Consider the following 21,517-nt stretch of genomic DNA (forward strand, 5'->3'; position numbering starts at 1 on the left):
GATCTCCAACATTGCAGCAATGTCGCTTGCTCACACGTCAGTCTTCCTGCTGCTGCTCCGTCTCCGGCGGCGTTGCGTCCTGGGAGCGTGACGCAGGCGAACGCGGCGTGAGGGTCGTCTCGAAATCGGTTGCATCGGCCGCGGCAGGCCACCACGGACGCTGCGTGCCCTGAGGCCGGACGGCCTCGACGGCAAAGCCTGGCCCGCGCTGCGTCAGTACCAGCGCGCCCTGATGCTGCAGCCGGTCGCGATCGACCACCGACGCGGCGCAGTCCGACGGCGCCGGCCTGATGGTGATGATCAAAGCGGCCCGTGCGCAATCGTCCTCCAGCGCCTCGGCGCGCAGCGCGAGCGAGACGAAGCGCCCATCGGCAAACGGCACCACGCAGCCTGCGTCATCGCAGGAGACGCCGTCAGCAAGCGAGGCATCGGCCGACGTGCGTGCATCCGCATCCGCGGCGAGCCATTCCTGGACCAGAAAGACATCCTTGCCAGTCCGCATCAGATGCAGCCGGCCGTCGCGGCCACGCACCGCGACATTGCGGGCATCGCCGGAGATCATGATATCGGGCTGCGGCGTCATCATCGCCCAGAGGATCGAGCCTGCGAGCACAACGGCGCCGGACCAGCGCAGCGGCGTGCGCAGGAACCCCATCACGACCAGGCCGAGGCTTGCCGCGATCAGAGGGCCGATGCCGAACGCGGTGACACGCCCGACCGCACCCGGCAAGGCTGCGACCCAGCGCGTCACCGCGATCATCCAGTCGATGCCCCATCCCATCAGCGACCAGAACGGACCATCGAGGCCGAGCGGCGCGGCCGCGAGCCCCAACAGTCCCGCCGGCATCACGAGGGCCGAAACGACCGGCATCGCCGCGAGATTGGCGAGCACGCCATAAGGCGTCACGCGATGGAAATGGAAGGCGGCGTAAGGCGTGGTCGCGAGCCCCGCGACCAGGGAGGCGAACAGCAGCATCATGAGCTCGCGGCCGCCCCACATCGCGACGCGCGCGGCGCTCGAGCTGTCCGGCGTCGCGAACAGCTGCGGCAGACCCAACTGCACCAGCACGACCAATCCCAAGGTGGCAGCGAACGACATCTGAAAGCTCGGATGCACCAGCGCCTCCGGCGCGATCACCAGCACGATCATCGCGGCGACCGCAAGCGTGCGGAAGGTGATGGCGCGGCGGTCGACCATGACCGCGATCAGCACGACCGCCGTCATGTAAAAGGATCTTTGGGTGGCGACCTCAGCACCCGACAGCAGCAGATAGAACGCCGCCGCAATCAGCGCCGCAATGGCAGCCCATTTCTTGATGGGATGGCTGACATGGAGCCCGGGGATCAACGCGAGAAGCGCGCGAACCGCAAAGAACACGACGCCGGCGACCACCGCCATGTGATAGCCCGAGATCGACAGCACATGGCCGAGCCCGGAGATGAACATCGCATCGTTCACCGGGGTGGTGATGGCATCCCGGCGCCCGGTCAGCAGCGCGGTCGCGATGGCGCGCTCATCGCCATCGAGCCGGGCGCGGATGCGCGCGTCGATCGTGTCGCGCAGGTCCTGCATGAAGGCGGCGTAGCGCAAGCCAAAGCCGCCCTCCTGGGGCGGGGCGACCGTCTTGATCGCGCCCATCACGAAGCCGGATGCACCGATGCCCTGGAAGAACATGTCGCGCGCAAAATCGTAGGCGCCCGGCCGCAATGGCGCGAGCGGCGGCAACAGCCGCGCCTTCAGTTCTACGAAGCTGCCGACATCGGGCGCCATGCCCTTCTTCACCGACAGCCGCACCCGCGCCAGCGTGATCTCGCCGCGCGGGCTCTCCATCTCGGTGACGCGCAGCACGAAGCGGTCCGAGCGCTCGCGGATGTCGCGGGTCTCGACAAAGCCAGACAGCGCGACCGAATAAAGCGGCCGCGCCAGCACCGTATGCGCGAGCCGCGCCGTCCTCGCCGTCGCGACGGCGAAGCCCGCGGCGGTGGCCGCGATCATCACCGCGATCGGAAACAGCCGGTGACGCCGCAGCAGGAAGGCCGCGGCAGAGAGTATCAGCGCCAGTGTCGCCGCCACCCACAGCACGGGCTCGTGATCGGCCGTGAAGTAGAGCGCGATCCCCGCACCAAAGGCGACCGGCACCCAGGGCAGGAGCCGCCCTGCCCCGGACTCGGCACGCGCCCAGGCCTTGAGTTTCGCAAGCCACGACGACCATGTCTCGGTGTCCGCGAGATAAGCGCCGGCCTGCGCCGCCCGGCGGGGCGGCCAGACATCCGCGACGGCCGCGGCAAAGCCGCGCCCCCGGCCCGGCGGCCTGTCCGGCTCCGCCATCACACTCGCACTCCTGAACTCCGGCAAAAGCTACCGGAAGGTGCAAGCAGGCGGCTAGCGGAACGGAACGGGAATCTTAAAGGGGGGGGTGATCGGCCCCTTCAGGAGGTCGAGGAACTTTCCTCGTGCTCGGCGGTTAGTGACGGCATGGTCGACCAGGATAATCCATTCGCCGATCTCGGTCTCGAGCAGGCGATTCATCTCCGCTGGGCGTTGCGCGACATCAAGGCGCGACGTCTATCGCTCGCGCCTGTAAGCGATGATGATCTGCGGCTCTTGACCGAGCGTGGTCTCGTCGAGGTCGCGGACGGCGGGCCGGTGCTGACGCAAGCCGGCCTCGACACGATCGAGTGAGGATAGGACTTAAGCGCGCCGCCGCCGCTCGGTCGCTCCCCACAAGCAACACGCACACCCCGTCAGCAACAAGTCACGTGCAAGATGGCAAGCCATCTCGCGCGGTCGCCGCTCGGGTGCGACCACACGGATTGACGGCGGTGATGGCAGCCCTCAGCCCTTCGCCACTTCCTTGGCAAAGCTGTCGCGCAAGCCGATCGTGCGGTTGAACACGAGCTTGTCAGGCCGCGAGTCGGGGTCGCGCACGAAATAACCCTGCCGCTCGAACTGCATCGGCGCATCGGAATTGCTCTCTGCGATCGCCGGCTCGATCCGCGCGTCCTCCAGAATCTCGAGCGAGTTCGGATTGAGGTCGGCCGCGAAATTCGCCGCATCGGGTGCAGGGTTCGCGAACAGCTGATTGTAGATCCGGATCTCGGCCGGCTTCGACTGTGCCGCCGGCAGCCAGTGCATGGTTGCCTTGACCTTGCGTCCGTCGGGCGCGTTGCCACCCTTTGTTGCGGGATCATAGGTGCAGCGGAGCTCGACGATGTCGCCCGCGGCGTTCTTGATCACCTCGCGACACTTGATGAAATAGGCATAGCGCAGCCGGACCTCGGTGCCCGGAGACAGCCGGAAGAACTTCTTCGGCGGGTTCTCCATGAAATCGTCCTGTTCGATATAGAGCTCGCGGCCGAACGCGATTTTGCGCGTGCCGGCCGAGGGATCATCGGGGTGGTTGATGGCCTCGAGCTCTTCCACCTGTCCTTCCGGATAATTCTCGATCACCACCTTCAGCGGGCGCAGCACCGCCATGCGGCGAAGCGCCGTGCGGTTGAGCTCCTCGCGGATGCAGAACTCCAGCATGCCGACATCAACGACGCTGTTGGACTTGGCGACCCCGATCCGCTTGACGAATTCGCGGACCGCCGCCGGCGGCACGCCGCGGCGCTTCAGCCCCGCAATCGTCGGCATGCGCGGGTCATTCCAGCCGGAGACATGGCCCTCCTGGACCAGCCGCGTCAGCACGCGCTTGGACAGCAGCGTGTAGGTGAGATTGAGGCGCGCGAATTCGTACTGATGCGGATGCGACGGCACCGGCAGCTTGTCCAGAAACCAGTCGTAGAGCGGCCGATGGTCCTCGAATTCGAGCGTGCAGATCGAATGGGTGATGCCTTCGATCGCGTCCGACTGGCCGTGGGCGTAATCGTAGCTCGGATAGATCGACCATGCATCGCCGGTGCGCGGATGGTGCGCGTGCAGGATGCGATAGAGCACGGGATCGCGCAGATTGATGTTGCCGGCCGCCATGTCGATCTTGGCGCGCAGCACACGCGCGCCATTCGGGAATTCGCCCGCCTTCATCCGCCGAAACAAATCGAGATTCTCCTCGACCGGACGGTCGCGGAACGGGCTGTTCTTGCCGGCCTCGGTCAGGGTGCCGCGCGAGGTCCGGATCTCCTCCTGCGACTGGTCGTCGACATAAGCGAGGCCGGCCTTGATCAGCCCCTCCGCCCAGTCGTAGAGCCGGTCGAAATAATCCGAGGCGTAGAACAGGTTGTCGGCCCAGTCATAGCCGAGCCAGCGCACGTCGGCCTGGATGGAATCGATATATTCCTGCTCCTCCTTGGCCGGGTTGGTGTCGTCGAAGCGCAGATGGCAGCGGCCACCGAACTCCTGGGCGATACCGAAGTTGAGGGCTATCGACTTGGCATGGCCGATATGCAGATAGCCGTTCGGCTCCGGCGGGAACCGGGTCACGACCGTCTTGTGCCTGCCGCTGTCGAGATCGGCCTGAACGATGTCGCGGATGAAATCGCGCCCGGTCTCGGCCGTCGTGTCTGTCGTCGTCATCAAACCTGTCCTGCTTCGGATCGTGAAACAGTATGTGCCAAATCCGCCATCCCCACGGAAGGCTTTAGTTATGCGCAGGGCCTGCTATACACCCCCCGCCCCTTAAGCCCCGAAATTGCTGCCGCTGCCGCCCATGACCGCTCCCATCATCACGCGCTTTGCCCCCTCGCCGACCGGTTTTCTCCACATCGGAGGCGCCCGGACGGCCCTGTTCAACTGGCTCTACGCGCGCGGTCGCGGCGGCAAGATGCTGCTTCGAATCGAGGATACCGACCGGGAGCGTTCGACCGCGGCGGCGATCGACGCCATCCTGGACGGGCTGAAATGGCTCGGGCTCGATTGGGACGGCGAGGTCATCTACCAATATAGTCGCGCCGCGCGCCATCGCGAGGTCGCCGAACAGCTGCTCGCCGGCGGCATGGCGTACCGCTGCTATGCCAGCCCGGAGGAGTTGGCAGCCATGCGCGAAAAGGCACGCGCGGAAGGCCGCACCCGGCTCTACGACGGCATGTGGCGCGACCGCGACCCGAAGGATGCGCCTGACGGCGTCAAGCCGACGATCCGGCTGCGCGCGCCCCTGACCGGCGAGACCGTGATCGAGGACCAGGTGCAGGGCCGCGTGGTCTGGCAGAACGAGAACCTCGACGACCTCGTGCTGCTCCGGGGCGACGGCAATCCGACCTATATGCTGGCGGTGGTCGTCGACGACCACGACATGGGCGTCACCCACATCATCCGCGGCGACGATCATCTGATCAATGCTGCGCGCCAGAAGCAGATCTACGATGCGCTGGGCTGGGCCGTGCCGTCGATGTCCCACATTCCGCTGATCCACGGGCCCGACGGCTCGAAGCTGTCCAAGCGGCACGGCGCGCTTGGCGTCGATGCCTACCGTGCGATGGGATATCTGCCGGCAGCGCTGCGCAATTACCTGGTGCGGCTCGGCTGGAGCCATGGCGACCAGGAGATCTTCTCCACCGAGGAGATGATCAAGGCCTTCGATCTGCCGGCCATCGGCCGCTCGGCGGCGCGCTTCGACTTCGCCAAACTCGAAAATCTGAACGGGCATTACATTCGTCACACCGACGATCCGGCGCTGGTGGCGATGTTCGAGGACGTGCTGAACTATGCCCCGCAGGGAGCGGCGCTGAAGCCCAAGCTCAACGATCGGACACGCGCCCAGCTCCTGATGGCGATGCCGAGCCTGAAAGAGCGCGCCAAGACGCTTCTGGAGCTGATCGACGCGGCCGGCTTTATCTTCGCCGAGCGGCCGCTCCCGATCGACGCCAAGGCGGCAGCCCTGCTGACGCCTGATAATCGTGCCCTGATCGGGCGGCTGTACCAGGCACTGGAGACCGTCGAACCCTGGAGCGGCCAGGCGACGGAGGCGGCGCTGCGCAAGTTCGCCGAGGCCAACGATCTGAAGCTCGGCGCCGTGGCGCAGCCGCTGCGGGCAGCGCTGACCGGGCGGACCACCTCGCCCGGCATTTTCGAAGTGCTGGCGGTGCTCGGGCGTGATGAATCCTTAGGCCGACTTAAGGACCAGGTTACCGTATAAGGTCGAATTGACCCCATCTTGCAGCGCACAGGGCAATACGATACGCATTTGCGCGGCACCGCACTAGACAAGTCCACTCGCCCTGCCATCTAGAAGAAAGGGCGCCTAACGATCTCCTCGGGGACACCACGATGGACGCAGATTCCGCTACGAAAACCGCCACGCTCACCCTCGGCAACAAGACCTACGATCTTCCGATCCTGAGCGGCAGCGTGGGCCCCGATGTCATCGATATCGGCAAGCTCTACGCCCAGACCGGCATGTTCACCTATGATCCGGGCTTCACCTCGACCGCGAGCTGCCAGTCCAAAATCACCTATATCGATGGCGACGCCGGCGTGCTGCAATATCGCGGCTACCCGATCGAGCAGCTCGCCGAGCACGGCGACTTCCTCGAAACCTGCTACCTCCTTCTCTACGGGGAGCTGCCGACCAAGGCGCAGAAGCAGGATTTCGACTATCGCGTGACCCATCACACCATGGTGCACGAGCAGATGGCCCGCTTCTTCCAGGGCTTCCGCCGCGATGCCCACCCGATGGCGGTGATGGTCGCTTCGGTCGGTGCGCTCGCTGCGTTCTATCACGACTCCACCGACATCAACGATCCGCAGCAGCGCATGATCGCTTCGATGCGGATGATCGCGAAGATCCCGACGCTCGCGGCGATGGCCTACAAATATACGATCGGCCAGCCCTTCGTGTATCCGAAGAACGCGCTGTCCTTCACCGAGAACTTCCTCAACATGTGCTTTGCGGTGCCGTGCGAGGAGTACAAGCCGAACCCGGTGCTCGCCGACGCGCTCGACAAGATCTTCATCCTGCACGCCGACCACGAGCAGAACGCATCGACCTCGACCGTGCGCATCGCTGGCTCCTCGGGCGCCAACCCGTTCGCCTGCATCGCGGCCGGCATCGCCTGCCTCTGGGGTCCGGCGCATGGCGGCGCCAATGAAGCCGCGCTGAACATGCTGGCCCAGATCGGCACCGTCGACAAAATTCCGGAATTCATCGCCAAGGTGAAGGACAAGAACAGCGACGTGCGGCTGATGGGCTTCGGCCATCGTGTCTACAAGAACTACGATCCGCGCGCGCGCATCATGCAGAAGATGTGTCACGCGGTGCTGAAGGAGACCGGCCACGCCGACGACCAGATGCTGAAGGTCGCGCTGGAGCTGGAGAAGATCGCGCTGAGCGACCCCTACTTCATCGAGCGCAAGCTGTATCCGAACGTCGACTTCTACTCGGGCATCACGCTGAAGGCGATGGGCTTCCCGGTCTCGATGTTCACCGTGCTGTTCGCGGTCGCCCGTACCGTAGGCTGGATCAGCCAGTGGAGCGAGATGATCGAGGATCCGCAGCAGAAGATCGGCCGTCCGCGCCAACTCTTCACCGGCCTCACCACCCGCGAATACGTCGCCATGGACAAGCGCAAGTAAGCGCTCACTGCATCCGGTTCGCGAACGGCGCCGTCAACCCTGACGGCGCCGTTTTTGTTTTCTGTATCGGCCGTCATTGCGAGCGCTTCGTCGCTTCGTTCCTCGCAATGACCAAAGCGAGACTGTGCAGTTGATGCAGCATTATCTCTTCGGAAAACCGGTTTCCAATTTCCCGAACCGGGCTCTAAGTACCTCGAGCCGAACTAACTCGGCAGCCTACCCTGGCGCATCACCTGCAGCACGATATCGGCGGCGCGCACGCTCGGAGACGCAGCACCAGTGGCCATGATCTGATCGAGCCTGGCAAAGGCCTCGCACTGCCGTGTCCGCGCCGGACTATCGGCCAGCACCTCGGCCAAGGCAGGCGCGAGATTCTCGGCCGTGCAGGCCTCCTGCAGATATTCCGGGATGATGTTCTCGCCGATCACGAGATTGGCGAGAATGACGGATTGCACACGGATCACGCGGCGCAGGATGAAGGCTTCCAGCTCGCCGACGCGATAGGCGGTCACCATCGGCACGCCGGAGATCGCAAGCTCCAGGGTCACGGTGCCGGACTTGGCGAGCGCCGCGCGCGCGATCCGAAAGGCTTGGCGCTTCTCCGCCTCGCCGATCACGATCTGCGGGGTAACCTGCCAGCTCGCCAGTCCATCCCTGACAGCGCTTTCCAGGTGTGGCGTGGTCGGCAACAATGCCTCGAAGGCCAGCCCCTTCGCACGCAGAGCATCCAGGGTCTGCCCGAACACCGCCATGTGCCGCGCCACTTCGCTGCGCCGGCTGCCGGGCAGGACAAGCAGCACCGGCGGCTGTGCATTGCGCCGCTCCTGCTCGTCCGCATTCGGTCGCAGCATTGAAAGCTGCTCGATCAGGGGATGGCCGACGTAAGTGCAAGGCGGGCCATTGAGCTTGCGGAATTCCTCCGGCTCGAACGGCAGCAGCGCCAGAACGTGGTCGACGTAAGCGCGCATCGCGCGCGCCCGGCCCGGCCGCCACGCCCACACCGTCGGCGCCACATAATTGACGATTGGAATCGCAGCGTTGCGGGCGCGCACGCGCCGCGCCACGCGTTGGGTGAAGTCGGGGCTGTCGATGATGACGAGGATATCAGGCGTCGACGTCAGGATCGCATCGACGGTCTGCCCGATCAGCCGCAGGATCTTCGGCAGCTGCTTCACCACCGCCGAGAAGCCGACGATCGACAGTTCCTCGATCGGAAACAGCGACGTCAATCCTTCTCGCGCCATGCCGCGACCGCCGACGCCGGAGAACTCCACCGCATCACCAAGGCGCTGCCGCAGCACCTTCATCAGGCTGGCGCCGAGCCGGTCGCCGGACTCCTCCGTCGCGACCAGGCAGATCTTGCGCAGCGCCGGACCGTCGGGCATCCGCGCCATCATGCCACCACGCCCATCACGAACAGGCCGGCACGATCGGCGGCCGCGATGGTCTGCTGCGGCTCGGCAATCAGCGTGTGGCCGGCAGCGACCGCCACGCCGGCGAGACCCGCGGCGGCAACGCCCTCGATCGTGCGCGGACCGATCGTCGGCAGATCGAACCGGAGATCCTGGCCGGCTTTGGGCGCCTTCACCAGCACGCCCCGCCCGGCAGCCGCGCGAATGCGGCGGCTGGTGCGCAGGCGGGCAATGCGCGCCAGAAGCCCGTCCGTGCCCTCGATATCTTCGACCGCAACGACATGCCCGTCGACCACCACCACGGCCTGGCCGACATCGAACGGCGCCAGCGCTCGCAGCACGGTGAGCCCCTTGGCAATGTCCTCCACCAGAAGGTCGTCCGGCCGACGGCGTGTGAGCCGTCCCTCAGGAACGAACAGGCTGGGCGCGACGTCCTTGACCCCGACCATGCGAAAGCCGTGACGCTCGAAGATGCGTGCGACCCCCGACAGCAAATGGTCGTCGCCGCCTCGGAACGAGGCCCAGATGCGCGGCAGTTCGCGCAGCGTGCCCAGATCGATCCGGATTTCCGACAATGCGGGGCGGACCAGATTGCCGATGAACAACAGGTCGCGACAGCCTTCGGCCTTCAAGAGCTTCACGGCGTGGCCAAGCTGGCCAAGCGCGATCCAGTGATGGCGAAAGCGGGTAAGTGGCTTCGGATCGCAGATGCCCTTCAACGCGAACAGAACCGGCGTCAATCCGCGCGCGACCATCGCATCGGCGACCGCAAACGGCATGACACCGCCGGCGGCAATCAAACCGACCGGCGACGCAATCTCGACAGTCGCTTCGCTCATGACGCGCTAATTCTCGGCCGTGGGCCGGTCGGTCTCAGGAAGGCAGAGCGCACGATGCCTGCTGCCGTCGATGAAGGCGAGGATCTCCGCGATCGCGGGATCCTCGCCGGCCAGCGGACGCACGGCGGCCAGGCGCTCGGCGAACACGCCGGGACCATGGAAGAGCTTCTGATAGAAGGCGCGCACCGTGGCGAGCCGGTCGCGGGTGAATTTGCGGCGCTTCATGCCGATAATGTTCAACCCTTCCAACACCGCATACTGGCCGTTGACGAGACCGTAGGGGATGATGTCGCCGCGGACGCCGCAGACGCCGCCGACCATGACGCCGTGGCCGATCCGGGTGAACTGGTGCACCGCCGACAATCCGCCGATATAGACGGCATCGCCGACTTCGACATGGCCGCCGAGCGTGGCCGAGGTCGCGAAGATCACGTCGTTTCCGACAGCGCAATCGTGGGCGACGTGGGCGTTGTTCATGAAGAAGCCGCGGTCGCCGATGGTCGTCAAACCGCCGCCCTTGGTGGTGCCGATATTCATCGTCACGCCCTCGCGGATCGTGCAGCCGGAGCCGATCACGAGCCGGTGCGGCTCGCCGCGATAGCTCAGATCCTGCGGCGCGCCGCCGAGCACGGCAAACGGCGAGATCACGTTGTCGTCGCCGATCGTCGTGTGCCCCATGATCTGGACGTGGGAGATCAGCCTGCAGTTCGCACCGATCACGACGTTCGGCCCGACCATGCAATAGGGACCGATCACGGTGCCGTCGCCGATGATGGCGCCATCCTCGACGCGGGCGGTAGGATCAATCTTGCTCATGTCTCACGCAATCAACTCGTATCGGCACATCAGTCCGTCAGCATGGCGCCGACATCGGCTTCCGCCACCGTGACGCCGTCGACCTTGGCATCGCCGTGAAACCACCACATGGTCTTGCGGCGGCCGATCGAGCGCATGTGATATTCGATGGTCTGGCCGGGCAGCACCGGCTTGCGGAACTTGCACTTGTCGATGGTGAGGAAATAGACCGCGCGCGGCTTATCGGTGCCCTCGACCGATTTGATGCCGATCACGCCTGCGGTCTGCGCCATGCCCTCGATCATCAGCACGCCCGGATAGACCGGCCGCTCGGGAAAATGACCCTGGAAGCAAGGCTCGCCGATCGAGACGTTCTTGACGCCGATGCCGCTGTAGTCGGCGCGGATGTTCTTGACGCGGTCGATCAGGAGAAACGGATAACGGTGCGGAAGCGTTTTCAGGATCTCGTTGATGTCGATGTCCGCAAACCTGATCGGTGACTCCTCCATCACTCCTGTCCTTCGTCCTTCGGATTCGCCGCGGTCATGTCGCGCACCAGCCGCTCCACCGCAACGATCTCGCGAAACCACTGCTTGGTCGGCTTGGCGAAATGGCCGCCCCATCGCCCGTTCGGCGGGATGTCGTCCTTGACCGCGCTCATCGCGGTTACCTGCGCGCCATCACCGATCTTCAGGTGATTATTGATGCCGACCTTGGCTCCAAGCGCAACGTTGTCGCCGATCGTGAGGCTTCCCGCCAGCCCGATCTGGGCCGCCAGCAGGCAATGCCGGCCGATTGTGACATTGTGGCCAATTTGGACCTGGTTATCGACCTTGGTGCCCTCGCCGATCACGGTGTCGCGCAGGCTGCCGCGGTCGATGGTGGTGCCTGCGCCGACCTCGACGTTGTTCTGGATCAGCACCCGTCCGGTCTGCGGCACCTTGAGGTGGCCATCCGGTCCGAAGAACAGGAAGCCGTAACCGTCCTGCCCGATGCTGCAGCCGGGATGGATCAGCACGTCATTGCCGATCAGCGCGCATTGGATCACCGTCCGCGCGCCGACATTGCAGTCGCGACCGATCTTGACGTGAGGCCCGATGACGGCGCCGGCGCCCACGACGGTGCCGGTCCCGATCTCGACATGGGCGCCGATCACCGCGAGCGGCTCGACGATCACGCCATCTTCCAGCCGTGCGGTCGGATCGATGATCGCCTGCGGCGCGATGCCGTCGCAGCCGAACCAGGATTGCGGCCTCAGCGCATCCTTGTGCAACTCGCGCGCGAGCTGGACGAAAGCCCGAAACGGCTGCGCGATGCGCAAGACCGCGACGTGGGCGGGCACGCGCGCCTCGAAGCGCGGGCTGACCAGACAGGCCCCGGCCTTGGTCGCGGCGAGCTGATCGACATATTTGAGGTTATCGAAGAAGGCCAGATGCTTAGGACCAGCTTCGTCGAGCGAAGCCAGCCCCCTGACCACCTGCTCGCCCCTGGAGCTATCGACCAGGGTGGCCTTGGTGGCGGCCGCGATCGCAGCCAGCGTCATCGGAGCGCGTTGTTGAAAGAAGCTCGGCTCAGCCATTCCATCCGTCACAGTGCGGCAGGTGATCATGCGGCAGGTGATCAAGAATCAAAAGCTCGGCTCCGGTGCCCCGGAGCCGAGCTCAATCCTACACCATCAGCGCGTTATTCACGCGAATACGTAGCGGGTCAACCCGTTCAGTATCAGAAGCTGGTACCGCCGCCGAACCGGAACTCCTGGGTGCGGTCAAACTGACCTTTGGTGAGCGGGACCGCGTAGTCGAACCGCAGCGGACCGAACGGAGACTGCCACACCAGACCGACACCCACCGAGCTCCGGACCTTGTTCTGGTCGTCGAACACGAGGCCAAGGCAGGTTCCCGGATTGGCAGGCACCGTCGCGGTGGCTGGCGTCGGCCGGATACAGCCGGGCGTGTTGACTTCGCCGGTCTGCGCCCAGGACGTCGGGCCCTGATAGCCCCACAGGCCGCCGGCGTCGGCATAGACTGCGCCCTTCAGACCCACTTCCTTGGGCAGGAACCAGAACGGCATCTGCAGTTCGAACGAAGCGCCCCAGTACTTGGTGCCGCCGATCGCGTCCATCGTTCCGAACGGATTGATGTCACGCGGACCGATGCCGTTCGGGGCGAAGCCGCGAACCAAGTTCGGACCCATCTGGAAGTGGTCGAGCATGCGCAGTTCGGTATTGCCGACCTTGTTCAGGATACCGCCCTGGAGGTGGACGATGCCGACGATATCCGAGACCAGCGGCGTGAAGTATTTCGCGTCCAGCGCGGTCTTCAGGTAGGACACGTCGCCGCCCACGCCCGCGAAGTCCTGCTTGAAATCGATCAAGAGGCCGTCGGTCGGGTTCTTGTTGTTGTCGAGCGTGTTGTAGGTCAGCGTATAGCCCAGCGCCGAGGTCAGCGAGCGGCCATTCGCCAGTTCCTTGCGCACCGGCAGCGATGCCTCGCCGTCGGCAAAACAGCCCAACCCATTATTCCCGGTCGGATCGACGCCGCCCAGATTGGCATTGATGAAGGCTGGCGTCGGGTTGAAGGGAATCTGGCCGTTGTTCGGGGCGATGTTGTTACAGTTCGCCAGCGTCGCCGGCAGCGTGATCTCCTGCTGGTAGATCGAGTAGCGCAGCTGCAGCGAGAGGTCCTCGCGGAGCTGGAACCCGAGCCGCGGGCTGAAGCCCAGCGTCTTGGTACCGTAGGAGATGAAGTTGTTGGCGAGCTGCTGGCGCTGATAGAGGTCGAGGCCCAGCGCGACGCGATAGTCCAGCAGATACGGCTCGACGAAGGAGAGCGAGTAGCCGCGCGCGAACTGGCCATAGGTCACCGACGCCTTGGCAAACAGGCCCCGCCCCAGGAAGTTGCGCTCAGAGATCGAGACTTCGGCCAGCGCGCCATCCGTGGTCGAATAGCCGCCCGAGACCGAGAAGTCGCCGGTCGATTTCTCTTCGAGATCGACGATCAGGATCACGCGGTCGCTGGAGGAGCCCGGCTCGGTCGTGATCTTCACGCTCTTGAAGAAGTCGAGGTTCTTCAAGCGCCGTTCGGCACGGTCGACCAGGGCGCGGTTGTAGGCGTCACCTTCCGAGATGTCGAACTCGCGGCGGATCACGTAATCGCGGGTGCGGGTGTTACCGCGGACGTTGATGCGCTCGATATAGGTGCGCGGGCCTTCGTCGATCGCGAACACGACCGACACGGTATGCGCCTCGAAATTGCGGTCGCCACGCGGACGCACCACGGCAAAGGCATAGCCCCGCCGCGACGCCTCGATCTGCATTTCCTCGACCGACTTCTCGACGTTCTCGACGTTGTAGAGCGAGCCGACATTGACGCGCGAGAAGGAGCGCAGCGAGTTGGGATCGAGCGCGGCGATGGTCGATTGGAAGTCGACCGACGCGACCCGATATTGCTGGCCTTCCTCGATCTTGAAGGTGACCAGGAAGCCCTTCTTTTCCGGATCGTATTCGGTCAGCGCGGCCACGACCTGAACGTCGGCGTAGCCGTTCTTCAGGTAGAAGCGCCGAATCAGATCGCGGTCGGCCTCGACGCGGTCCGGATCGTAGACGTCGTTGCCGCCCAGGAAGCTCAAGAGGTTGGATTCGTGGGTCTTGATCACGTCCTTCAGGCGATAGGCCGAGAACGCATTGTTGCCGACGAATTCGATCGACTTGACGCCGGTCTTGGCGCCTTCCTCGATCGTGAAGACCAGGTCGACGCGGTTGTTCGGCTGCTCGATGATCTCAGGCGTGACGTGGACGTCGTAGCGGCCCGAATGGCGGTAGATCTCGGCGATTCGCTGGGCATCCGACTGCACCATCGGCCGCGAGAAGGTGCCGCGCGGCTTGGACTGCACCTCGGCCGTCAGCTGCTCGTCCTTGATCTTCTTGTTGCCCTCGAAGGCAACGCGACCGATCACGGGATTCTCGACCACGGTGACGACGATGCGCCCGCCCTGTCGGTTGATCTGCACGTCCTGGAACAGGCCGGTCTCGATCAAGGCCTTCAGGCCATCATCGATTTGGCCCGGCCCCAGCGCGCCGCCTGGACCTGGCTTGAAATAGGAGCGGATCGTCTCGACCTCGACGCGGCGATTGCCGACGACCTCGATCGAATTCACCGTCTGTGCGGCAGCTGGCGAAATGACCACGCCCGCCAGCGGCATTGCCACCGGCACAGCGAACATGATCAGAGCGGCCAGCACGCCCCCCCGCACTCGCAATCCAAACTTCATGCGCAACGCGCCCTTATCATTCCGTTGTCGGCTCCGTACCCCTACGGAACAGACAGATTCCCATTTTGGTCGTTTCGCTTGTAGCCAATTTCACCTAGGCGGCAAACGCTGGATGTCTCCGTATTTTCATTTTCGTTTCAAAACGTTGCCCATCGGCCACGTCATACAAAAGCCGCGGTCAGGACCCCGCGAGGTGCAGGATGTCGTTATAGGTTGCAAACACCATCAGCATTAGAACAAGGCCCAAACCGATTCGGAACCCCATTTCCTGGGCCCGCTCCGACAAAGGCCGGCCCCTGGCGGCCTCGACCGCATAAAACAGGAGATGGCCGCCATCGAGCAGCGGGACCGGGAACAGGTTCAGGAGCCCGATCGAGACCGACAGGGTCGCACACAGCTGCACGATAAACTGGAAACCAAGGCTCGCCGCCTGGCCGGACAGTTGGGCAATCCCGATCACCCCGCGAACGTCACCGGCGCTGCCGGCCCCGACGAAGATGGAGGTGACGAACTTGAAGGTGGTCGAAATGATGAACCAGACCTGCTCGAAGCCGATCTTCACCGCCTCGACAACGCCGACCGGAACCGAGCGTGATTCGTCAGGGCGCGCGTTGTACTGGATGCCCAGCTGACCGATTCGGTGGGTGTTCCCGAACAGGTCCTTGACCTCCTTCAGCGCCGGCGCGGCCTTCAGCGTCAGATCGGCGCCGTCCCGCTTGACGTTGAAGGTCAGCTCCGAGCCGGCATTGACCGACACGATGCGCTGCATGTCGGCAAAACTGTCGATCTTTTCGCCGTCGATCGAGGTGACGATGTCGCCGACCTTGAAGCCGGCTGCCGCCGCGACGCTGTCGGCCTGCACCGCGTCGACCCGCGGGGTCGAGCTCGGCTTGCCGAAATACAGCGCCATGCCGGCGAAGATGATGATCGCGAGAATGAAATTGGCGATCGGGCCGGCGGCGACGATCGCCGCCCGCGGCCCTACCCTCTTGTGGTGGAAGCTGCCGGCCCGTTCCTCGGCCGTCATCTTCGCCAGCGCTTCGGCCGACGGAGTCGAGGCCTCGCTCTCATCACCGAAGAACTTGACGTAGCCGCCAAGCGGAATGGCGGAGATCTTCCAGCGGGTGTTGTGGCGGTCGTTGAAACCGATCAGTTCCGGACCAAATCCGAGTGAAAACGTTAAGACCTTCACGCCCGCCCAGCGCGCCACCAGGAAGTGGCCGAGTTCGTGAAAGAAGACGACGATCGTCAGCACGAACAGGAAGGGGACGATATAGCCTAACAGGCCATGGCTCAACGTATTGAAAACATGCTGGAAAAATTCGGACATCCGATTCCCTTCCCGTGGGCCGGCGCCCCCCAACCCTCTAAGATGCTTTTAAGGCAATTTGAGGCAAGAGGGATGCGGCCAATTTTCGCGCGTTATGGTCAATGGCGATGGCATCGTCGGCCGACGTCAGCGGTGCCAAATTACCTGACCGGGTCCAATCCTCCAGGGTCGCCTCGACCAGGCGGGCGATGGCGCCGAACCTGATCTGGCCAGCGATAAACGCCGCCACCGCCACCTCGTTGGCGGCGTTGTACACGGTGGTCGCGCCGTGGCCGGTGCGCAGCGAGTCGTAGGCCAGCCGCAGGGCGGGAAAGCGCGCGAAATCCGGCGCTTCGAAGGTCAGGGTGCCGATCTTGGCAAGGTCGAGCTTCGCCGCCGGTCCCTTGATCCGGTCCGGCCAGCCCAGGCAGTGGGCGATCGGGGTGCGCATGTCGGGCGTTCCGAGCTGGGCCACCACCGAACAATCCGAAAACTCGACCATGCCGTGGATGATCGACTGCGGATGCACCAGCACGTCGATCTCGTCAGGCGAAAGCGCGAACAGATAGGAGGCTTCGATCACCTCGAGGCCCTTGTTCATCATCGAGGCCGAATCGATCGTGATCTTCTGGCCCATGCTCCAGTTAGGATGTTTCAGAGCCTGCGCCAGGGTCGCCTGCTCGATATCGGCCGCGGCCCAGGTGCGGAACGGTCCGCCGGACGCCGTGATGATGACCCGCACAAGCTCCTCGCGATTGCCCGACGACAGCGCCTGGAACAGCGCGTTGTGTTCGGAATCGGCGGGCAGAATGCAGGCGCCGGCTTTGGCGGCCCGCTGCATGAACATATCGCCGGCACAGACCAGGCATTCCTTGTTGGCCAGCGCCACCGTCGCACCGCGATCGACGGCGGCGAGCGCCGGCTTCAATCCGGCGGCGCCGGAAACGGCAGCCATCACCCAGTCGGCCGGGCGTGCGCCGGCCTCGGTGATGGCGCTCTCCCCTGCCCCGCATTCGATCCCCGTCCCGGCCAGCGCCTCGCGCAATTCGGACAGGCGCGACGAATCGGCCACCGCGACGAAACGGGCGCGGAATTCGCGGGCGAGCTTCGCCAGCCCCTGCACGTTGCTGTTGCCGGTCAAGGCCTCGACCCGATAGCGCTCGGGCGAGGCCCGCAGCAGATCCATCGTGCTGTCGCCGATCGATCCGGTCGCCCCCAGCACGGTGATGCTGCGCACCGCCGCCGCCATGGCCTTGTTATTCCGCAATGGAACTGCGCTCATGGTTTCACCACATCAAGAGACCGCGGCCGACGCCATCGAGGCCGCCCCGCACCAAGCCTAAAATGGCCGCGAACACAATCGCGGCGACGTAACCGTCGAGTCGATCCAACAGGCCGCCATGGCCCGGGATGATGTGACTGGAATCCTTGACCCCGAAGTGCCGCTTGACCGCGGACTCGAAGAGGTCGCCGAGCTGTGACACAACGGACAGAACGGCAGCAACGGCGAGCAGCGGTCCCAAATTGCCGGCGCCCGACGCTGCCCATCCGGCAGCGACAACCAGACTGCCGGCAAAGCCGCCGATCGCACCGGCCCAGGTCTTGTTCGGGCTGATCCGCGGCGCAAGCTTCGGCCCGCCGATGCCGCGTCCCGCAACATAGCCGCCGATATCGCTCGCCCACACCACCAGAAGAACCAGCACCAGGGCGAACCAGCCATGGTCGTAATCAAGCCGCACCAGCACCGAAGCGAGCTGTGCGGCCGCCGTGTAGACGAACCCAGCCGCGGCCCAGCTGCGATGGCCGGCAGCCAGCACGACGACCACGACAAGTCCAAGCCCGAGAACGACGACTGCAAAATCGACGAGGCCGAGTGCAAGGCACACGCCGGAGATGGCGAGCAGCAACGCGCCGGTCACGGTGACGCCGACCGCCCGCACCTCCCCGACCACCATCAGCCATTCGACATAGAGCCCGACAGCCGCCACCGTCACGAGCGCCGTCCAGAACACGCCGCCGGCATAGGCCGCGCCTAGGGCGAGCGGGATCAGCACCACGGCTGCCACCACGCGCATGAGCAAATTATGCTGCGCACCCTTGTTTGGCTGCGGCCCCTTGGCGGCGTCGACAGCGCTTGCGGTGTCGGTTTTGCTCACGATGCGGTTTTCGCCACGAGGCCGCCGAAGCGACGTTCCCGCCGACCGAACTCGGCGATCGCGCCTTCGAGCGCGGCCTTGTCGAAGTCGGGCCAGTGAATGGGCACAAAAACCAGCTCGCTATAGGCAGCCTGCCACATCAGGAAATTCGACAGCCGCTGCTCGCCGCTGGTGCGGATGATGAGATCGGGGTCGGGAATGTCGGGCGTATCGAGATGGCTGCTGATCGCCTCGGCATCGATGGACGCGACGTCGCGCTTGCCTTCGGCCACCTCGCGCGCAAGCTGTTGCGCGGCGCGCGCGATCTCCTGGCGCGAGCCATAGTTGAACGCGACCACCAGCGTGAGCTTGGTGTTGTGACGGGTCAGCTCCTCGGCCTCGCTCAAGAGCGCACAGATGTCGGCCTCCAGCCCGGTTCGCTCGCCGATCACCCGCACCCGCACCCCGTCGCGATGCAGTGTCGCAAGATCGTTGCGGATGAAGCGCCGCAACAGACCGAACAGATCGCCGATCTCGCTGGCCGGGCGCGACCAGTTTTCCGAGCTGAAGGAATAGATCGTGAGATGGCGGATGCCGAGCTCAGGGCATGCACTGACCACGCGCCTCAGCGCATCGACGCCGCGGCGATGTCCCTCGGCGCGCGGCAGCCCGCGGGCCGCGGCCCAGCGGCCATTGCCATCCATGATGATGGCGACATGAGCCGGCCCATCGGGCCGGCCCGACGCCTCCGTCACCGGGGCCGCGGCATTGGACATGAGATGCACCCTTCAGACGGTCAGGATTTCCTTTTCCTTCGCCGCCAGCATCTGGTCGATCTCGGCGATCACGGCATCCGTCGCCTTCTGCACGTCGGCAGCGAAGCGCTCCTGATCATCCTCGGAAATCTCGTGATTCTTTTCCAGCTTCTTGACGGTATCGAGACCGTCACGACGGACGTGGCGCACGGCAACGCGCGCGGCTTCCGCATATTTATGCGCGACCTTGACGAGCTCCTTGCGGCGCTCCTGGTTCAGTTCGGGAACGCGCAGGCGCAGCACCTGCCCCTCGGTCGCCGGCGTCAGTCCGAGATTGGAATCGACGATCGCCTTCTCCACCGCCTTCACCATCGAGCGGTCCCAGACCTGGACCGACAACAGCCGCGGCTCCGGCACCGATACAGTCGCAAGCTGGTTGAGCGGCATGTGCGAGCCATAGGCCTCGACCTGGACCGGCTCGAGCATCGAGGCCGAGGCACGGCCGGTGCGCAGACCGTTGAGTTCATGCTTGAGCGACTGGGTGGCGCCATGCATGCGGCGCTTCAATTCGTTGAGGTCGAACGGTCCGGTGGACATCACGCTTTCCTTTCTGCAACCCGTCGCTTCGCATCCGACTTGCGCGTCTTTAAGTCTCGCATCGCGCGCTTGCTTCGGATTCGGAAGGACTATCAGCAAATCCTTGTTTCGCTTTCGGTTCGACTGCTCGCTGCGAGCGGACGAACCGGTCGGCGGCCGCCCGCGCAGGTCAGCCGGCGACGATGGTACCGCGACCCGCGCCCTGCAACATGGCACCGATCGAGCCGGGTTCGGCAATCGAGAACACAATGATAGGCAGCGACGTCTCGCGAGCAAGCGCGAATGCGGTCGCATCCATCACCTTGTAGCCGCCCTCGATCGCCTGGGAATGGGTCAGCCGGTCAAATCGCTGCGCCGCGGGATCCTGCTTCGGATCGGCACTATAGACGCCGTCGACATTGGTCGCCTTGAGCACCGCCTGGGCATTGATCTCGGCGGCGCGCAGCACGGCCGTGGTGTCGGTCGTAAAGAACGGGTTACCGGTGCCGCCACCGAGCAGCAGGATCCGGCCCTCGGCCAGATGCTTGTGCGCTGCAGCGCGGGTGAACAGCTCGCAGATCTCCGGCATCACGAAGGCCGACAGCGCCTTGGCCGGCGTACCCTTGCGCTCGATCGCGGCTTCCAGAGCCAGGCAGTTCATGATCGTGGCGAGCATGCCCATGGTGTCGCCGGTGGTCCGCGAGACCCCCTGGGCCGACACACCACGAACCATGTTGCCGCCGCCGACGACGACGACAATCTCGACACCGAGCTGTTGCGCTTCGATCAGGTCGCCGGCGATGCGGTCGACGGTCGGCTGGTCGATGCCGAAGGAATGGGGTCCTGCGAGATATTCGCCGGACAGCTTGACCACGACGCGACGATAGACCGGCTCAGCCATGTGCTATGCTTCCCTATCCCGCGCAAGCCGGCGCCGCATGGCGCCGGGCCTTCCCATGTCCGCCTTTGCTTACTTCTTGCCGCTGGCGGCGGCGACTTCGGCGGCGAAGTCGGTCTCTTCCTTCTCGATGCCCTCGCCCAGCGCGTAGCGCACGAAGCCGGCGACCTTGATCGGACCACCGACCTTGCCCTCGGCTTCCTTCAGCGCCTGCGCGACCGACTTGCCGCTGTCATGGATGAAGGCCTGCTCGAGCAGACAGACCTCCTTGTAGAAGGTCTTCAGGCCGGATTCGACGATCTTCTCGATCACGTTTTCCGGCTTGCCCTGTTGACGGTACTTGTCGGCGAGGACGTCCTTCTCGCGCTTCACGAGGTCGGCGTCCAGGCCCGCAGGCTCGATCGCCTGCGGATTGGCGGCCGCGACATGCATCGCGAGCTGACGGCCGAGAAGCGCCAGCTCATCGGTCTTGCCGGGCGATTCCAACGCGACGATGACGCCCATCTTGCCGGCGCCTTCGATCACGGCGCCATGAACGTAGCTCGACACCACGCCCTGGCCGACCTCGAGGCTGGCGGCACGGCGCAGCGTCTGGTTCTCGCCGATGGTCGCGATCGAGTCCGCGATCGCAGCCTCCACGGTGATGCTGCCGACCTTGGCCGCCTTGATCTTCTCGACATCGGCGCCGACGTCGAGCGCGACCTGCGCGATCAGCTTCACGAGGCCCTGGAAGTGCTCGTTGCGCGCGACGAAGTCGGTCTCGGAATTGACCTCGACCAGCACGCCCTTCTTGCCCGAGGTCAGCGCGCCGATCAGACCCTCAGCCGCGACGCGGCCGGCCTTCTTCGCCGCCTTGGAGAGGCCCTTCTTGCGCAGCCAATCCTGCGCGGCCTGGATATCGCCGTCGGTCTCGGTGAGCGCGGCCTTGCAATCCATCATGCCTGCGCCAGTCGACTCGCGCAGGTCCTTGACCATCGCTGCGGTGATAGTAGCCATTGTGAGCGTCCTTTTGCCTGGCG

The 21,517-nt window shown here is 64.8% G+C and carries 18 protein-coding genes; 3 read left to right on the top strand and 15 right to left on the bottom strand.

Annotated elements, in window-relative coordinates; all coding sequences use genetic code 11:
• Positions 1–37: 37 nt before the first annotated feature.
• On the bottom strand, positions 38–2,329 hold the full coding sequence (locus tag ACQR1W_RS27565) for a ComEC/Rec2 family competence protein (RefSeq protein WP_434853758.1): 2,292 nt from the start codon (positions 2,327–2,329) through the stop codon (positions 38–40).
• Positions 2,330–2,476: 147 nt separating this feature from the next.
• On the opposite strand from ACQR1W_RS27565, the gene ACQR1W_RS27570 reads away from it, so the two are divergent.
• The gene (locus ACQR1W_RS27570) at positions 2,477–2,683 is read left to right on the top strand and encodes a hypothetical protein (RefSeq protein ID WP_008967873.1); all 207 of its coding nucleotides are present in this window, start codon (positions 2,477–2,479) and stop codon (positions 2,681–2,683) included.
• Between the two features lie 153 nt (positions 2,684–2,836).
• On the opposite strand, the gene ACQR1W_RS27575 is transcribed toward ACQR1W_RS27570, so the two are convergent.
• The gene (locus tag ACQR1W_RS27575; RefSeq protein WP_434853759.1) at positions 2,837–4,516 is read right to left on the bottom strand and encodes a glutamine--tRNA ligase/YqeY domain fusion protein; all 1,680 of its coding nucleotides are present in this window, start codon (positions 4,514–4,516) and stop codon (positions 2,837–2,839) included.
• A gap of 133 nt (positions 4,517–4,649) precedes the next feature.
• Here ACQR1W_RS27575 and gltX point away from each other — a divergent pair, with 133 nt between their 5' ends.
• The gene (gene gltX, locus ACQR1W_RS27580; protein ID WP_434853760.1) at positions 4,650–6,074 is read left to right on the top strand and encodes a glutamate--tRNA ligase; all 1,425 of its coding nucleotides are present in this window, start codon (positions 4,650–4,652) and stop codon (positions 6,072–6,074) included.
• Positions 6,075–6,205: 131 nt separating this feature from the next.
• Positions 6,206–7,510, top strand: coding sequence for a citrate synthase (gltA, locus tag ACQR1W_RS27585; protein WP_434853761.1), 1,305 nt, complete (start codon positions 6,206–6,208; stop codon positions 7,508–7,510).
• Positions 7,511–7,713: 203 nt separating this feature from the next.
• Here gltA and lpxB read toward each other — a convergent pair whose 3' ends face one another.
• The 13 genes from lpxB to tsf form a co-directional block, all read right to left on the bottom strand.
• Positions 7,714–8,907: a lipid-A-disaccharide synthase gene (gene lpxB, locus ACQR1W_RS27590; protein ID WP_434853762.1), complete on the bottom strand. Its 1,194-nt coding sequence runs from the start codon at positions 8,905–8,907 to the stop codon at positions 7,714–7,716.
• Positions 8,904–9,761, bottom strand: coding sequence for an LpxI family protein (locus ACQR1W_RS27595; RefSeq protein ID WP_434853763.1), 858 nt, complete (start codon positions 9,759–9,761; stop codon positions 8,904–8,906). The genes lpxB and ACQR1W_RS27595 overlap by 4 nt, the downstream gene beginning before the upstream one ends.
• A gap of 6 nt (positions 9,762–9,767) precedes the next feature.
• Positions 9,768–10,577, bottom strand: a complete 810-nt coding sequence (lpxA, locus tag ACQR1W_RS27600; protein WP_434853764.1) for an acyl-ACP--UDP-N-acetylglucosamine O-acyltransferase — start codon at positions 10,575–10,577, stop codon at positions 9,768–9,770.
• A gap of 29 nt (positions 10,578–10,606) precedes the next feature.
• Entirely contained in the window at positions 10,607–11,065 is a 459-nt protein-coding gene (gene fabZ / locus ACQR1W_RS27605) for a 3-hydroxyacyl-ACP dehydratase FabZ (RefSeq protein WP_008967865.1), read from the bottom strand.
• Positions 11,065–12,135 (bottom strand): UDP-3-O-(3-hydroxymyristoyl)glucosamine N-acyltransferase, encoded by a 1,071-nt coding sequence (gene lpxD / locus ACQR1W_RS27610; protein WP_434853765.1) that lies wholly within the window; start codon positions 12,133–12,135, stop codon positions 11,065–11,067. Before lpxD ends, fabZ begins: the two co-directional genes overlap by 1 nt.
• 143 nt (positions 12,136–12,278) lie before the next feature.
• The gene (gene bamA / locus ACQR1W_RS27615; protein WP_434853766.1) at positions 12,279–14,825 is read right to left on the bottom strand and encodes an outer membrane protein assembly factor BamA; all 2,547 of its coding nucleotides are present in this window, start codon (positions 14,823–14,825) and stop codon (positions 12,279–12,281) included.
• 178 nt (positions 14,826–15,003) lie between these two features.
• Positions 15,004–16,155 carry an RIP metalloprotease RseP gene (rseP, locus tag ACQR1W_RS27620; RefSeq protein WP_008967862.1) on the bottom strand — a complete coding sequence of 384 codons (1,152 nt, stop codon included), beginning with the start codon at positions 16,153–16,155 and terminating at the stop codon, positions 15,004–15,006.
• 37 nt (positions 16,156–16,192) lie between these two features.
• Positions 16,193–17,416: a 1-deoxy-D-xylulose-5-phosphate reductoisomerase gene (gene dxr / locus ACQR1W_RS27625; protein ID WP_434853767.1), complete on the bottom strand. Its 1,224-nt coding sequence runs from the start codon at positions 17,414–17,416 to the stop codon at positions 16,193–16,195.
• A gap of 4 nt (positions 17,417–17,420) precedes the next feature.
• Positions 17,421–18,290 (bottom strand): phosphatidate cytidylyltransferase, encoded by an 870-nt coding sequence (locus tag ACQR1W_RS27630; protein WP_434853768.1) that lies wholly within the window; start codon positions 18,288–18,290, stop codon positions 17,421–17,423.
• Positions 18,287–19,045 carry an isoprenyl transferase gene (locus tag ACQR1W_RS27635; protein ID WP_434853769.1) on the bottom strand — a complete coding sequence of 253 codons (759 nt, stop codon included), beginning with the start codon at positions 19,043–19,045 and terminating at the stop codon, positions 18,287–18,289. The genes ACQR1W_RS27630 and ACQR1W_RS27635 overlap by 4 nt, the downstream gene beginning before the upstream one ends.
• A 12-nt stretch (positions 19,046–19,057) precedes the next feature.
• Positions 19,058–19,621 (bottom strand): ribosome recycling factor, encoded by a 564-nt coding sequence (gene frr, locus ACQR1W_RS27640; RefSeq protein ID WP_008967858.1) that lies wholly within the window; start codon positions 19,619–19,621, stop codon positions 19,058–19,060.
• 169 nt (positions 19,622–19,790) lie between these two features.
• Positions 19,791–20,501, bottom strand: a complete 711-nt coding sequence (gene pyrH, locus ACQR1W_RS27645) for a UMP kinase (protein WP_434853770.1) — start codon at positions 20,499–20,501, stop codon at positions 19,791–19,793.
• A gap of 69 nt (positions 20,502–20,570) precedes the next feature.
• Positions 20,571–21,494 carry a translation elongation factor Ts gene (tsf, locus tag ACQR1W_RS27650; protein ID WP_434853771.1) on the bottom strand — a complete coding sequence of 308 codons (924 nt, stop codon included), beginning with the start codon at positions 21,492–21,494 and terminating at the stop codon, positions 20,571–20,573.
• Positions 21,495–21,517: the final 23 nt, after the last annotated feature.

Origin of the sequence: Bradyrhizobium sp. HKCCYLS1011, from assembly GCF_051167795.1 — a bacterium.
Classification (GTDB): Bacteria; Pseudomonadota; Alphaproteobacteria; order Rhizobiales; family Xanthobacteraceae; genus Bradyrhizobium.